The 14,073-nt window shown below is 70.9% G+C and carries 10 protein-coding genes and 1 tRNA gene; 2 read left to right on the forward strand and 9 right to left on the reverse strand.

The genetic code is table 11. The annotated features are described in order from the left end of the window. The first annotated feature begins 305 nt into the window (after nt 1-305). Nucleotides 306-1,511, forward strand: a complete 1,206-nt coding sequence (locus BIV57_RS06810) for an aldose epimerase family protein (RefSeq protein ID WP_071655740.1) — start codon at nt 306-308, stop codon at nt 1,509-1,511. Nucleotides 1,512-1,562: 51 nt separating this feature from the next. Here the strand turns inward: BIV57_RS06810 and BIV57_RS06815 are convergent, their stop codons facing one another. Continuing rightward, nucleotides 1,563-3,584: an NPCBM/NEW2 domain-containing protein gene (locus tag BIV57_RS06815; protein WP_419185690.1), complete on the reverse strand. Its 2,022-nt coding sequence runs from the start codon at nt 3,582-3,584 to the stop codon at nt 1,563-1,565. 159 nt (nt 3,585-3,743) lie between these two features. Next, entirely contained in the window at nt 3,744-4,295 is a 552-nt protein-coding gene (locus tag BIV57_RS06820; RefSeq protein ID WP_139275490.1) for a DUF2087 domain-containing protein, read from the reverse strand. 247 nt (nt 4,296-4,542) lie between these two features. Here BIV57_RS06820 and BIV57_RS06825 point away from each other — a divergent pair, with 247 nt between their 5' ends. Continuing rightward, nucleotides 4,543-7,248, forward strand: coding sequence for a beta propeller repeat protein (locus tag BIV57_RS06825; protein ID WP_071655741.1), 2,706 nt, complete (start codon nt 4,543-4,545; stop codon nt 7,246-7,248). Between the two features lie 97 nt (nt 7,249-7,345). Here BIV57_RS06825 and BIV57_RS06830 read toward each other — a convergent pair whose 3' ends face one another. The 7 genes from BIV57_RS06830 to BIV57_RS06860 all read right to left on the reverse strand — a co-directional run bounded on the left by BIV57_RS06830 (nt 7,346) and on the right by BIV57_RS06860 (nt 14,073). Further along, nucleotides 7,346-9,181: an ABC transporter substrate-binding protein gene (locus BIV57_RS06830; RefSeq protein ID WP_175548682.1), complete on the reverse strand. Its 1,836-nt coding sequence runs from the start codon at nt 9,179-9,181 to the stop codon at nt 7,346-7,348. Next, a complete protein-coding gene (locus BIV57_RS06835) occupies nt 9,178-9,441 on the reverse strand; it encodes a hypothetical protein (protein ID WP_071655742.1) in 264 nt (87 codons plus the stop codon). The genes BIV57_RS06830 and BIV57_RS06835 overlap by 4 nt, the downstream gene beginning before the upstream one ends. A 13-nt stretch (nt 9,442-9,454) precedes the next feature. After that, entirely contained in the window at nt 9,455-10,501 is a 1,047-nt protein-coding gene (locus BIV57_RS06840; protein WP_071655743.1) for an ABC transporter ATP-binding protein, read from the reverse strand. Next, nucleotides 10,498-11,682: an ABC transporter ATP-binding protein gene (locus BIV57_RS06845; RefSeq protein ID WP_071655744.1), complete on the reverse strand. Its 1,185-nt coding sequence runs from the start codon at nt 11,680-11,682 to the stop codon at nt 10,498-10,500. The genes BIV57_RS06840 and BIV57_RS06845 overlap by 4 nt, the downstream gene beginning before the upstream one ends. Then, the gene (locus BIV57_RS06850; RefSeq protein WP_217651699.1) at nt 11,682-12,560 is read right to left on the reverse strand and encodes an ABC transporter permease; all 879 of its coding nucleotides are present in this window, start codon (nt 12,558-12,560) and stop codon (nt 11,682-11,684) included. Before BIV57_RS06850 ends, BIV57_RS06845 begins: the two co-directional genes overlap by 1 nt. Next, complete coding sequence (locus BIV57_RS06855; protein ID WP_079170080.1) at nt 12,557-13,606, reverse strand: ABC transporter permease; 1,050 nt, start codon at nt 13,604-13,606, stop codon at nt 12,557-12,559. The genes BIV57_RS06850 and BIV57_RS06855 overlap by 4 nt, the downstream gene beginning before the upstream one ends. Nucleotides 13,607-13,999: 393 nt before the next feature. After that, nucleotides 14,000-14,073 (reverse strand) — tRNA-Lys (locus tag BIV57_RS06860).

The following is a 14,073-nucleotide window of genomic DNA, read 5'->3' on the forward strand; positions in this document are numbered from 1 at the left end:
GCCACCGCTGTCCGGTTTCTCCTGGTCATCCGCGGGTCATCCGCTCCGACAAGCATTAAACCTGCCCTGCCCCGACCCCGTCCCCGACCAGCGGCTCCGCCGCCCCCGCCGCCGCCCCCTCCGCAGCGCCTCCCGCGCACGGCCGGATGTGGCCAACGCGGCGTCGTTGACGGCCCTTCAGGGTGTGGCTAGCGTCCGCTCTGCTGTCAGTGATTGCACCGTTGATCCCGATATCGCGTGCGGGCCCCGCTCGCGCGTGCGCAGGTCGCGTCCGATAAACCTGGAGGGAAGGTCGGATGACAGGGATGGACATGAGCAGACGCACGTTCGGTACCGCCGCCGCGGCCGCGGCCGCCTCCTCCGCGCTGGGCCTCGGCACCGCCGACGCCGCGCACGCCGCCTCCGCGAGCGGCTCCGCCGCGCCGAGCGGCAGGGCCCGTGTCACCAGCGCGCCGTTCGGCAAGCTCGCCGACGGCAGCGAGGTGACGCTCTACACCGTCGACACCGGCACGGGCTTCCGCGCCACGGTGATGAACTACGGCGGGATCATGCAGACCCTGGAGGTCCCCGACCGGCACGGCCGACTCGGGAACGTCCTCCTCGGCTACGACAACCTCGCCGCCTACGTCGCCGGCACCACCTACTTCGGCGCCCTCATCGGCCGGTACGGCAACCGCATCGGCGGCGCCAAGTTCACGCTCGACGGGACGACGTACCACCTGTCGGCGAACAACAACGGCAACACCCTGCACGGCGGAGCCGTCGGCTTCGACCGGCACATCTGGGCCACCGAGCCGTTCACCACCGCCGACGGCTCCGCGGGCCTGGTGCTCAGCCTCACCAGCCCCGACGGCGACCAGGGCTTCCCCGGCACGCTGCACGCCAAGGTGACGCTCACCCTGACCGCGCGCCACCAGCTGCGCTTCGACTACGAGGCGACCACCGACAAGCCGACGGTCGTCAACCTCACCAACCACAACTACTTCAACCTCGGCGGGGAGGCCTCCGGCGACATCTACTCCCACCAGGCGCGGATCGACGCCTCCCGGATCACCCCCACCGACGCGCTGCTCATCCCCACCGGGAAGTTCGCCGACGTGGCCGGGACGCCCTACGACTTCCGGCGGCCGAAGGCGATCGGCGCGGACATCCGCGACGGCCGCAACCGGCTCTCCCAGCAGCTGCTGAACGCCAAGGGCTACGACATGAACTTCGTCCTCGACAAGGGGATCACCGGCAGCCCGCAGGAGTTCGCCCGCTTCGAGCACCCCGGCACCGGCCGGGCGATGGCGGTCGCGACCACCGAGCCCGGCGTGCAGTTCTACTCGGGCGCCCAGTTGGACGCGACGCTGGTCGGCACCAGCGGCCACATCTACCAGCAGGGCGACGGGTTCGCGTTCGAGACCCAGCACTACCCGGACTCCCCGAACGAGCCGTCCTTCCCGAGCACGGTGCTGCGCCCCGGCCACACCTACCGCAGCTCGTCCGTCTACACCTTCTCCGCGAGCTGAGAACGGCGGCGCCCGGCACCCCCGCAGCGGGTGCCGGGCGCCGCCCGCACGCTACTCGCAGTGCACCACCGCGTCGCCCCAGTCGGCGTGGTCGTAGTCCGGCCCGTCACCGCCGTCGGTGACCACCAGGTCCACCACCTGCGCTCCGGTCACGTCAGCCGAGACCGCCACCGGCGGCTGGTGCAGCAGCCGGAGCCCGGAGTCGTAGACCTTGGCGCCGTCCGCGTGCACCTCGAAGGTGACCGAGCCGCCCTGCGTCACCTCGTCGTCGACGCCGACCTGCGCGGTGAGCCGGGTGCAGCGCCCGCCGGTGTAGATCTGCACGTCGCTGGGCGCGTTGGTGCCCAGTCCCTTGGTGAACTTCGTGCCGTCGACGGTGATGGTGTGCCCGTCGCCGGCCGCCGCCTCGCCGTTGCTGGTGTCCCGCTCCACCGGGCCCCAGTCGTTGGTGGCCGAGACGAACGGGAGGTCGCTGACGTAGCTGTCGCCGGACGGCGGCGGCTGCACCAGCTGCACCGCCTCGTCGAGCGAGCTGCTGACCGGTGTCCCGTCCGGCGCCCGGTAGCTCAGCGTCCAGGTGACGGTCGCGGTGTCACCGGAGGTGCCGCCCGGGGCCGGCGTCAGCGTCCAGTGGGTGCCGAGCGCCTGACCGGTGGTCAGCTCCTTCGCCGCGGTGGGCCCGTTCGGCTTCAGCGCCCAGCCGGAAGCCGAGACGGTCGCGCTCACCCGCACCTCGCGGGCCGGGGTGCGGCCCAGATCGGTGGCGGTGAACCCGAGCGGCCCGGTGCCGCCCACCGGCACCAGCGGCGACCCGGTGGTGCCGCCGGCCACCGCCGGCGGGTGCGAGGCCCAGTGCGGGTCGGCCGACACCCGGTACATCACCGTGCCGTGCGCGGGGACGGTGGCCCGCACCGCGCCCGCGGTGCTGTAGTCCTTGTGCTGCCACAGGTCGCGCAGCGTGTAGCCGCCGCGGGCGGGCAGGCCCGCGGCCGCGGCGCTGGTGCCGATCGACCGCGGCGTGGACGAGGAGTTGAAGAGCGCCACCGCGCGGCTGCCGTCCGCCATCGGCTTGACGATCACCCAGGAGCCGTCCGCGGTGCCGTCCTTGAGGACGGTGCCCTGCCGGCCGAGCCGGTCCTGGTCGACGGCGATGACGTCCTTGTTGCCGAGGATGTCCAGTGTCGCCTGGCTCGCCTTGCGCAGATCGGTGCCGATCAGCAGCGGCGAGGCCATGATCGACCAGAGCGAGAAGTGCGACCGGTACTCGGTGTCGGTCATCCCCCCGTTGCCGACCTCCAGCATGTCCGGGTCGTTCCAGTGGCCGGGGCCGGCGTACTGGGCGAGCTGGACGTTGCTCTCGAAGCGGGAGAGCATGCTCGCCCAGTTGTCCGAGATGTCGCCGGTGGTGCGCCACAGGTTGCCGACGTCCTTCGCCCACAGCCAGGGCTTGTTCTGGCCCCACTCGCAGAGGCTGTAGACGATCGGCCGGCCGGTGGCGGCGAGCGCGTCCCGCATCGCGGTGTAGCGCTGCACGGCGTCGACGCCCTGGTTGTTGCAGTTGTCGTACTTGAGGTAGTCGACGCCCCAGGAGGCGAACTGGTCGGCGTCGGACTGCTCGTGGCCGAGCGCGCCGGGGAACCCGTTGGGGTTGCAGGTGTGGGTGCCGGCGCTGGTGTAGATGCCCAGCTTGAGGCCCTTGGCGTGGACGTAGTCCGCCATCCCGGAGATGCCGTCGGGGAAGCGGTTCGGGTCGGGGACCAGCTTGCCGTCGGCGTTGCGCTGGGTCTCGGCCCAGCAGTCGTCGAGGTTGACGTACCGGTAGCCGTCGGCGGCGAGGCCCTTGTCCACGATGATGTCGGCGATCTGCTTCATCGTGGACTCGTTGAAGGAGCTCCCGCAGCCCAGGGCGTTCCAGTCGTTGTAGCCCATGGGCGGGGTGCGGGCCAGGCCGTTGTCGAGGGCGGCGGCGGGCGGTGCGGCGGCGGTGCCGGCCGCCGCGAGTCCGGCGGCGGCCAGCGCGGTGGCGGCGGCGGTCGCGGTGAGGCGCCGGAGGCGCCTGGCTGACGATGGCACGGTGCGGCCTCCATGAGGGGGAAGGACGGAAGGCGGCTCGTTCGCTTCCGTCAGCTCTCGTTGGAAGTTGTGCACTAGCTGTGCCCAGTCAACCGCCGCACCGGCCCCGCCAACAACCCCTCGGATCAGCCACTCCCGGGCGCCCCCGGAGCCGCGCGGTCAGCCCGCGCGCCAGTAGGCCGACCCGTCGCGGGAGCGCTCCAGCAGACCGCGGTCCACCAGCTCGCGCCGCAGCGTGACCACATCGTCGGTGACGACCGCGAGCCGCTCGCCGACCTCGGCCTCCGTCCACTGCTTCCCCGACTCGTCGCCCAGGCAGCGCTCGACGACATGCGCCACCACCCGGGCGCGCAGCGGCTCGGCGAGCGGGAGCGTGTCGAGGCGTCCGCGAGAGAAGCAGCGGGCGACGTCGATCGGGGCGCCCTCCAGCACGGCCGCGTTGGCGGCCTCGGCGGCGGCGCGGGCCTCGTTCGCGGCCTCCCGGAAGGGCGCGGCGCCCGCGGTGACGCGTCCGGAGCCGTCGTCCGCCCGGCGGGCGGCACCGGCGGCGATCAGCCGTCCCAGCGCCTTCTGCGTCCGGGCGTCCAGCGACCCCGGCGCCACCCCCTCCGGCCCGGCCGCCACCACCCGCGCGAAGAGCGCGAGCCGCTCCTCGTCGGCCAGCACGGCCACCAGACGCTCACATGCCGGAATCTCCTCGGACGCGCTCACGGCGTTTCACTCCCCACATCTGCCCGACTCCTGACGACCCGCAACGGTAGGCGGCAGCCCCGCCCCGCGTCGCCGCATTTTCCGCGGTGACGCCAGGAGAAGCGCGGGCGCGGGTGAGCACCACGGCGCGGGAACTCCGCAACCCACCCCCCGCCGCCCCCTCCCCACCGCGTCACCCCCCGCAGTACTCTGCGCGCGCACTGCAGTTCACAGGACGTCACCTTGCTCGAAGGGATGCCACTTCCCCATGCGTGCACACTTAACACGACGACGCGCCACCACCACCGGTGCGCTCCTCGGAGGCGCCCTCGCCGCGGCGCTGATCGCGGCCGCTCCCGGCTCGCCCGCCTGGGCCGCGACCGCCGCTCATCCGGGCCCGTCGAAGTTCCGGTCCGTCGACCCCCTGCACCCGGCCGTCACCAAGGCCGACAGCGGCGACGACGACGGCGGCGAGGCCAACGAGCTCGCCGAGTCGCTCAACGCCTTCGACGAGCCCCGGCAGTCGCCCAACGCCACCGTGATGCCCGGCGCCTACACGGCCGCCTGGCAGCACGCGCTGCGGATGCCGGTGGCCCGCGCCGCCTTCCACGAGGCCACCACCAGCCCGTACAACTCCGACGCGCTGCACTACAAGGACCAGAACGCGTCCAACTCCTCCGGCGGGGCCGGCTACTCGGCCGGCCGGATGACGGCCGTCGCCGCCGACCCGCACCACCCCGGGGTGGTCTTCGCGGCCGGCGCGGACGGCGGCGTCTTCCGCTCCACCAACGACGGCAGGAGCTGGACGCCGATCTCGGACCACCTCTCCTCGCTCTCCTCCGGCTCGCTCGCCTTCGCGCCCGACGGCAGCCTGTGGGTCGGCACCGGCGAGGCGAACACCTCCTCCGACCAGTACCTCGGCAACGGCGTCTACCGCCTCGCCGACCCGCTGCACGGCGAGCTGACGCAGGCGGACCGGGTCGGCGGCACCGAGCTGGACAGCTCCTCCGTCCGCCGGCTCGCCTTCTCCCCGGACACCGGCTACGCCTACGCGGCCACCACCCACGGCCTCTTCCGCCGCGCGCTGCGCAGCAGCACCTCCACGGCCTGGACGAAGGTGCTGGCGCCGTGCGTCAACGTCGGCGTCAGCGGCACCGGCTGCGGCGTGGACACGCACTACGCGGACATGGCCAACGACGTGGTGATCAAGCCCGGGACGCACGGCAGGCAGCTGCTCGCCAACGTCGCCTGGCGCAGCGGCGCCGCCTACAACGGCTTCTACGCGTCCGACGACGCCGGCACCACCTGGAAGCGCATCACCCTCCAGGGCGACGTCGACTCCACCGCGATCGGCAACGCCACGTTCGCCTACGCGGCCGACGGCAGCAAGCTGTACATGGTGCTGGAGAGCTCCAAAACCACGGTGCTGGCGGGCGTCTACGCCTCGCCGGACGGCAGCTTCGCCGGGCCCTGGCACCTGGTCGCCGACGAGGACACCCTGAAGGCCGACGGCTCGGCGATCGACGACCCGGGCAGCCAGGCCTGGTACAACCAGTCGCTGGCGGTCGACCCCAAGGACCCGGACCACGTCTACATGGGCCTGGAGGAGATCTTCGAGACCCATGACGGCGGGGCGAACTGGTCGACCATCGCCCGCTACTGGAACTTCGGCCAGCCCTGCTGGAACGAGGACCCGGCCAAGGACACCTGCGACGGCAACGTCACCCACTCCGACCAGCACGCGCTGGGCTTCTCCGAGTGGCCCGGGCACACCGCCGAGGTCTACGCCGGCAACGACGGCGGGATGTACGCCCGCCCGGTGCAGAACGCCAAGGGCTGGCGGAACCTCAACACCAGCGGCACGCTGCGCACCCTGCAGTACTACTCGGTGGGCACCGGCGCGCTCGGCCGGTCCACGGCGATCTGGGGCGGGCTGCAGGACAACGGCGTCTCGCTGCTGGCCCCGCGCGGCGCCACCTACAGCTACACCTACCCGGGCACGACCTCGCCGGTCACCGAGAACCTCAACCCGAACGGCGAGATGACCGAGCCGTTCGGCGGCGACGGCGGCGACCAGCTGGTCAACCCGAAGAACGGCTGCCAGACGGTCGGCGAGTACGTCGACCTGACGCTGCAGATGACCAACAACTGCGGGTACACGGCGAACGACGACGGCACCCCCGGCGCCGTCACCGCGATCAACCCGACGGACGCGGGGGCGCGCTTCATCGCCCCGTTCGCGGCCGACTCCAACGACCCGGGCTTCTGGGTCGCGGGCGGCGAGTACGTCTGGGGCAACAGCAAGACCTGGGCGTCCACCTCGGGCGCCGACTGGTCCAAGCTCGCCGACACCGGCACCGGCCACTCCATCACGGCCATCGCCTCCCGGAAGAACCCGGCCGGCGCCCATGTGGTGTGGGCGGCCTGGTGCGGCGGCACCGGCTGCGGCCCGGGCGACGACTTCGCGCGCGGCGTGATGACCAACTACGGCGGCTCCTTCCACCAGCTGAGCCTGCCGTCGGACGTGCCGAACCGGTACATCGCCGGGGTCACCATCGACCCGTCCGACGCGACCGGGGCCACCGCCTACCTCACCTTCTCCGGCTACAGCCGGCAGTGGAACGAGGGCCCGGGCGCGGGCTACGGCCACATCTGGCGCACCACGGACGGCGGCGCCACCTGGCACGACGTCAGCGGGGCCGACGGCGCCCGCGACCAGCTGGTGGACGCGCCGGCCAGCAAGCTGCTGATCGCCCCGGACGGCACTCTGGTGGCCGCCACCGACCTGGGCGTCTACACCGACGACGTCCGCAGGGACGGGCTGGGGCACTGGAAGCGCGTCGGGCTGCCGAACCCGTCCGCGGACGGCAACCTGCCGAACTCGCCGGCGGTGTACCTCAACGCGGGCCCGGACGGCCGCGAGCTGTACGTCGCCACCCACGGCCGCGGCATCTGGACGGTGAGGATGCCGTAGCACGGCACGACCGGGGCAGTCCTTCGCCCCGCCCCCCGCTCTGGCGGGGGGCGGGGCGAAGGCACGAGGAGGCGAAGAGGAGAAGGGACGCGGGCCGCTACACGGGTTCGATGGTCCCGGCCAGCAACCCCATGATCACGAAGTTGTCCGCATACGCCGAGTTGAGGATGTCCGGATCCGACGCCGGCGGCATCTTCTTCACCCGGTCACCGTCCAGCACGGGGTTGTTCCCGTACCGCTCGAAGAGCGGGATGATCGGCAGCAGCTCGTTGAACGCCAGCGCCGCCTTGGTGATGTTCGTCTTCTGCTGGGCGACGTCCAGGCCCTGTCCGGAGGCGTTGACCACCTTCTGCAGGTCCAGCGGGCCCGTCGCCTTGGTGTTCACCTTCAGGTTGAAGTTGATGCCCTTGCCGCCGTTGTTGATGGCGATCGGGTAGTTGTAGGTGAACAGGTCGGTGACGAAGGCGAAGTAGGGGTGCGGGTGCTGGGACGACCCCCACTGCTCGATCGCCAGCTCGAAGTTGCCCTTGTCGATCTGCACCACGAACTGGTTGAACGTCACGCCCTGGGCCTGCAGCTTGATACCGAAGCTGCTCAGCTGGGAGGCGACGTCGTCGCCGGACGCCGACCAGTCCGCGTACTCCGCCGGGTACTTGATGGTGTACGAGGCGGGCTTGCCGTTCGGCAGGTGCCAGGTGGAGCCCTGCTTCTTCCAACCGGCCGCCGTCAGCAGCTGGGCCGCCTTCGCCTGGTCGTAGTCGTAGGTCTGGAGCTTGGAGACGTCGGAGGCCGCCATCCAGTCCGGCACCTGGATGTCGGAGAAGCCGGCCATGTACTTCACGCCGACACCCGACTTGCCGAGCGCCACCTCGCCGTTGGTCTTGCGGTTGATGGCCATCGCGAGCGCCTGCCGCACCCGCGGGTCGGAGAACTCCTTCAGCTGGTCGTAGTTGATGTACAGGGCCGGCCCGGAGTAGTTCGGCGGGCGCAGGATGCGGTAGCCCTGGGCGACGAAGGACTTCTCCTGGGCGACGGTGAAGCCGTGCGTCGCGTAGTCGATGTCCTTGCCGCGCACCAGCGGCGCCACCGCCGGCGTCTCGCCGTTGTAGAGCACCACGCTGTCGAACTTCGCCGTGGAGGCGCCATAGCCCTTGGGGTTCTTCACCAGCGTCATCCGCGAGTCGGTGATCGACTTGGGGTCGATGATGTACGGCCCGCACGCCACCATCGCCTTGGGGCGGAACTTGGTGAACTTGGCGTTGAGCGCCTTGTTCTCGGCGCTCGCCATGTCCTTGCCCGCGTCCGCCAGCGCCTTGGACTGGTCGGCCCAGGTGCCGTAGGTCCCGGTGTCCAGCACATTGGCGCGCAGCACATAGCGGTCGATGACGGCCGACGGGTTCTGCAGGTGCACCACGAGCGTCTGCTTGTCCGGCGCCTCAAGCTTGGAGATGGAGGACCACACCGGGCCGTTGAGGATCCGCCCCACATAGAGCGTGGTCAGCAGGTCCTGCGAGGTGAGCGGCTTGCCGTTGGACCAGGTCAGCCCGGACTTCAGCTTGACGGTGAACGTCGACCCGTCCGAGGCGAACGCGCTGCTCTCGGCCAGGTAGTACTCCCACTTCTTGGCCTTCCAGTGGTACAGGGCGCAGGGCATCATCATCAGGTCCAGGTACGGGCTGCCGCCCTGGATCGAGTTGGGCAGGCCCGCGAAGGGCTGCCCGCCCTCGTTGAAGACGCCGTCGGGCGGCGACTGGTACGGGAACGCCCCGTGGAACTCCTTCTTCCCGCCGCCGCTGCTGCCCTTGGGGGTGGCCTTGGAGCAGCCGTCCAGCGTGGCGACCCCCGCCACGCCGAGAGCGCTCAGTCCCATCACCTCGAACAGGCGTCTGCGGGAGATGCCCGCTCCGGCGCTCTCCGCGCGCTCTTCGCTCATCGGTCGCCCTCCTGGCTTCCTGTGTCGATCTTGTCGATCTCGGTAAGGCTTTCGGTGTCGTGCTCTCGTCGCCTGGTGACGCGGCGCTGGTGGACCTTCATCAGGACGATCGTCCCGGTCAGCGCCGCGACGCCGCCCGCGAGCGCCGCCAGGGAGACGTCGCGCGGGGCGGTTCCGGACCGGGTCGCCGCCAGCATCAGCAGCGATCCGACGATCAGCAGCGACGCGAAGTTCAGCGCCGCTCGGGCCAGCACGTACATACGGCCCCTCCGTTCATGACGCCCTCCCGGCCTCCGCCACGGCCTCCCTGACGACATGGCAGGAGACGTCGCGGTCGGCGCCGCCCGCCACCGCGAGCGGCTCCAGCGGCGGGTCGGCCGTGTCGCAGAGGCCTTCGCGGAACAGCGGGCAGCGGGGGTGGAAGGTGCAGCCCGAGGGGAGCGCCAGCAGGCTGGGGATGTCGACCCCGCGCAGCTTGCGGGCCTCGCCCGCGACCGCGCCCACCTCGTCGTCGTCCATGGTGGGGACGGCGTCCAGCAGCGCCCGGGTGTAGGGGTGCTGGGGGTTCTCGATGACCTCCTCGGTCAGGCCGTGCTCGACCACCCGGCCCAGGTACATCACCGCGATCCGGCCTCCGGTGCCGAAGTAGCGGGCGATGGCGAGGTCGTGGGTGATGAAGACGAAGCCGGTGCCCAGCTCGGTCCGCAGCTTGCTGAGCATCTTCAGCAGGCCGACGCGGATCGAGACGTCCAGCATGGAGGTGGCCTCGTCGGCGACGATCAGGCTGGGCTTCAGGGTGAGCGCCCGGGCCACCGCGACGCGCTGCCGCTGCCCCCCGGAGAGCTGGTGCGGATACTTGCTGAGGAAGTTCTCCGGCGGCCGGAGGTCGACCTGCTCCAGCAGCCGGCACGCCTGCTCCCAGGCGTCCTTGCGGGACGTGGCGAGACCGTGCTTGCGCAGCGGCGCCGCCAGGGTGGCGAAGACGGTCCGGATCGGGTTGAGCGAGGCGTAGGGGTCCTGGTGGACGAACTGCACGCCCCGCCGGTACTGCACCTTCTCCTCGGAGCCCATCTCGGACAGGGCCCGGCCGCGGTAGAGCACCCGCCCGCCGGTGGGCGGGGCGAGGCCGGCGGCGATCCGGGCGGTGGTGGTCTTGCCGCAGCCGGACTCGCCGACCAGGCAGAGCACCTCGCCCTCGTTGACGTGCAGGTCGACGCCGCGCACGGCGGGCACGTCGCCCTTCTTGGTGCGGAACACCTGCTCGACGGCGTCCAGTTGGAGCAGCGGGGTGCCGTCGGCGGATGCGGTGCCGGTTGTCATTCGGTGGCGCCCTTCTGCTGGGGAAGCTCGGCCTGCTCGGCGTCGTCGGTCTGCCCGGCGTCGGCCGCCTGCTCGGCGTCGTCGGCCGCAGCAGCCTCCTCGGCGAGCTCCCGCCACCGCAGGCAGGCCGCGCGGTGTGCGGTCAACTCGGGTCCGTTGGACACGGCGACCGTCTCCAGCGGCGGATCGGTCTCGTGGCAGGCGTCCCGCACGTGCGGGCAGCGTGCCGCGAAGGCGCAGCCGGCCGGGGGATGGGCGAGGTCGGGCGGGGAGCCCGGGATCGAGACGGGGCCGGGCCCGCCGCCGCGCACCCGGGGCACCGCGCGCATCAGCCCGGAGGTGTAGGGGTGGCGGGGATGGGCGAACACCTCGGGGGTGGCGCCGGTCTCGATGATCCGGCCCGCGTACATGGTGGCGACCCGGTCGGAGAGCTCGGAGGCGAGCGCCAGGTCGTGGGAGATGAAGATCAGGGCGAAACCCCGTTCCTCGCGCAGCTCGCGCAGCATGTCCACGATGGACCGCTGGGTGAGCAGGTCGAGGGCGGTGGTGGGCTCGTCCATGAGCAGCACCTGGGGCTCCAGCACCAGGCTGAGCGCGATCAGGACGCGCTGCCGCATGCCGCCGGAGAGCTCGTGCGGGTAGGAGCCGAGCACCCGGGCCGGCTCCAGCCGGACGGCCCGCAGATTCTCCGCGGCCCGCTCCCGCACCTCTCGCATCGAGGGCCGGGCGGCCCGCCCGTTCCCCTCCGCATGGGCGCGGATGGTGTCGGCGAACTGGTCCTCGATGCGCAGCACCGGGTTGAAGGCGTTCATGGCGCCCTGGAAGACCATGGCGACCTCGCTCCACCGCCAGGCGCGGAGCCGGCGGCCCTCCAGTGCGCGGACGTCGACGGGGTCGCCGCCGCCCTGCGGCTGGTAGCGGATGCTGCCGCCGGATATGCCGCCCAGCCGGGGCAGCAGCCGCAGCAGCCCGAGGGCGAGCGTGGACTTGCCGCAGCCCGACTCGCCCACCAGGGCGAGCGCCTGACGCGGATACAGGTCGAACGAGACGCCGCGGACCGCCTCCACGGCCCGGCCGCTGCGACCGGTCCGGTAGGTGATCCTCAGGTCCTCGACCTGGAGGACGGGACGGTCCGTGGAGGAGCCCGTCCCGGACCTCTCCTGGTTGACCACGGTTGCCATCAGCCCTCCGCCAGCCTCGGGTTGAAGACCTCTTCCAGCGACCGCGTCAGCATCACCAGGCCGAGCTGCACCAGGGCGATGGCGAACACCGGGGCGAGGATGTACGGGGTGCCGGAGGCGATGTAGATCGCGCCGTAGGTCCAGGCCTGGTGGATCATGATCCCCCAGTTCGCCCCGGAGAGCGGTGCCAGTCCCAGCACGTACAGGCCGACGAGCGCATAGATCGCGTTGGTCACCGCGATGATGAAGTTGATCAGGATGTAGCCGGCCATGTTCGGCACGATCTCGACGAAGACCACCCGCAGGGTGCCCAGGTCGAGCGAGCGGGCCGCCTCGACGAACTCGCGCTCCTTCAGGGTGAGCACCTGCGCCCGGATGGAGCGCATCAGCACCGGCCAGGAGAACGAGCCGAGCAGCAGTGCCAGCAGGATCGGCGAGGTGAGCTGGAAGAACGACCCGAGGACGGCGAGCAGCACGATCTGCGGGATCGTCATGAAGATGTCGGTCAGCTGCAGCAGCGCGCTGTCCACCCAGCCGCGCAGATAGGCGGCGAGCGAGCCGAGCGCCACGGCGATGACGGTGGTGACCGCGGCGGCGCCGAGGCCGACGAAGATGACCGTCCCGCCGCCGAGCAGGACCTGCTTGAGCACGTCCCGACCGGAGTTGTCGGTGCCTAGCAGATGGCCGCCGCTGGGCCCCTCCCAGGCGTGCGCGGGATCGGGCGCGATGGTGTGGTTCATCACCAGCGGCGCCACGATGGTCATCCCGATGATCAGCAGGACGATGACGAAGCCGGCCATCCCGGACTTGCTGCGGCTCATCCGGTACAGCAGGCCGCGGCGCTGGATCGCCGGGGTGGGGGCGAGTGCGGACGTCACTCCTCCACCCCCTTGTCCCGGATGCGCGGATCGAGGATCCCGTAGCAGAGGTCGGCGATCAGGTTGGCGCCCACCACCGAGATGGTGATGATCAGCAGGATCCCCTGGATCACCGGGTAGTCCCGGCCGTTGACCGCGTCGTAGAGCAACTGGCCGACGCCCTCGTAGCCGAGGATCAGCTCGACGAAGATCGCGCCGCCGACCACGAACCCGGCCTGCACGGCGATCTGCGCCACCAGCGGCAGCACCGCGTTGCGGCCCACGTACATCGCGCCGATCCGGGCGCCGGACAGGCCGCGGGCCCGCGCCACCATCACGAAGTCCTCCTCGAGGGCCTGGGTGGTGGACGCCTTCATGATCAGCGCCCAGGTGCCGAAGGTAGTGAGGACGTAGATCGTCACGGGCAGCGCCGCGTGGTACATCACGTCCGAGAGAAAGGTGATCGAGAACGACGGGTTGATGCCGTCGGTATGGGTGCCGCGCAGCGAGGCGAAGTCGAAAAGGCCCAGCTGGATGCCGCCGAACACGAGGAACATGATCGCGAACAGGTAGTTCGGGATGGCGTGCAGGGTGGAGCCGACCGCCGACATCACATGATCGACAACGCCGCCGCGGCGATACGCCATCAGCATGCCCAGCAGCAGCCCGATGATGATCGAAATGATCAATGCGTAGCCGACGCTGAAGAGCGTGTACGGAAGGTGCGAACCGATCTTGGTGAGGACGGTGGTGCCGGGGGAGAGGATCGAGTTGCCGAAGTTGAGGTGCGCGACCCCGACCAGGTACGACCAGTACTGGTTGATCAAGGGCGTGCGGGGGTCGAACGAGAACAGGGACGAGGCCTGGGCCTGCGCCGAGTCGTAGCTCATCCCCTGGGCGGAGATCAGCTTGTTGATGTAGGCCTCGACAGGATTGCCGGGCATCAGGCGGACGAGAAAGAAGACGCAGGTGGTGACGAACCAGATCACGAAGAGCGACCGGACGATCCGTCGGAGCACATAACTTCTGGCTATGCGGGAGATGACGCCCTCCCCTGGTGCAGGCACGTGTGAAAGATCGAGAAGTGCTTGGTGCGGGGTACGGGGTACGTGGGTACCGGGACGTTCGGACTCGAATTCGCGCTGTGGCAGCAGAAGCTACCCTGCCCGCCACCTGCTTGGGGAGCCCAGTGCCGCAACTTTGGTGTAAACCTCTTGGCGCGGAATGGTCGCTTCCAGAAACCTGGGCGGAATCGATCGGCGCGCGGCGGCGCCGCCGCATGCGCAGGGCCGTCCGGGGGACTGCGCAGAGTGACCGCGTCCGGCAACGGCGTACCGGCCCGAAACGGCCCCTTCGTGATCACCGCCCCGGCGCCGACGTGACGGCGGGTCACCCCCGCGGCGTCCCCGTCCGCGCATGCGGAAAGGCCCCCGGCGTGGTGCCGGAGGCCTTTCCGTCTGTGCGCCGCCAGGGACTCGAACCCCGGACCCGCTGATTAAGAGTCAGCTGCTCTAACCAACTGAGCTAGCGGCGC

Origin of the sequence: Mangrovactinospora gilvigrisea, from assembly GCF_001879105.1 — a bacterium.
GTDB lineage: Bacteria > Actinomycetota > Actinomycetes > Streptomycetales > Streptomycetaceae > Mangrovactinospora > Mangrovactinospora gilvigrisea.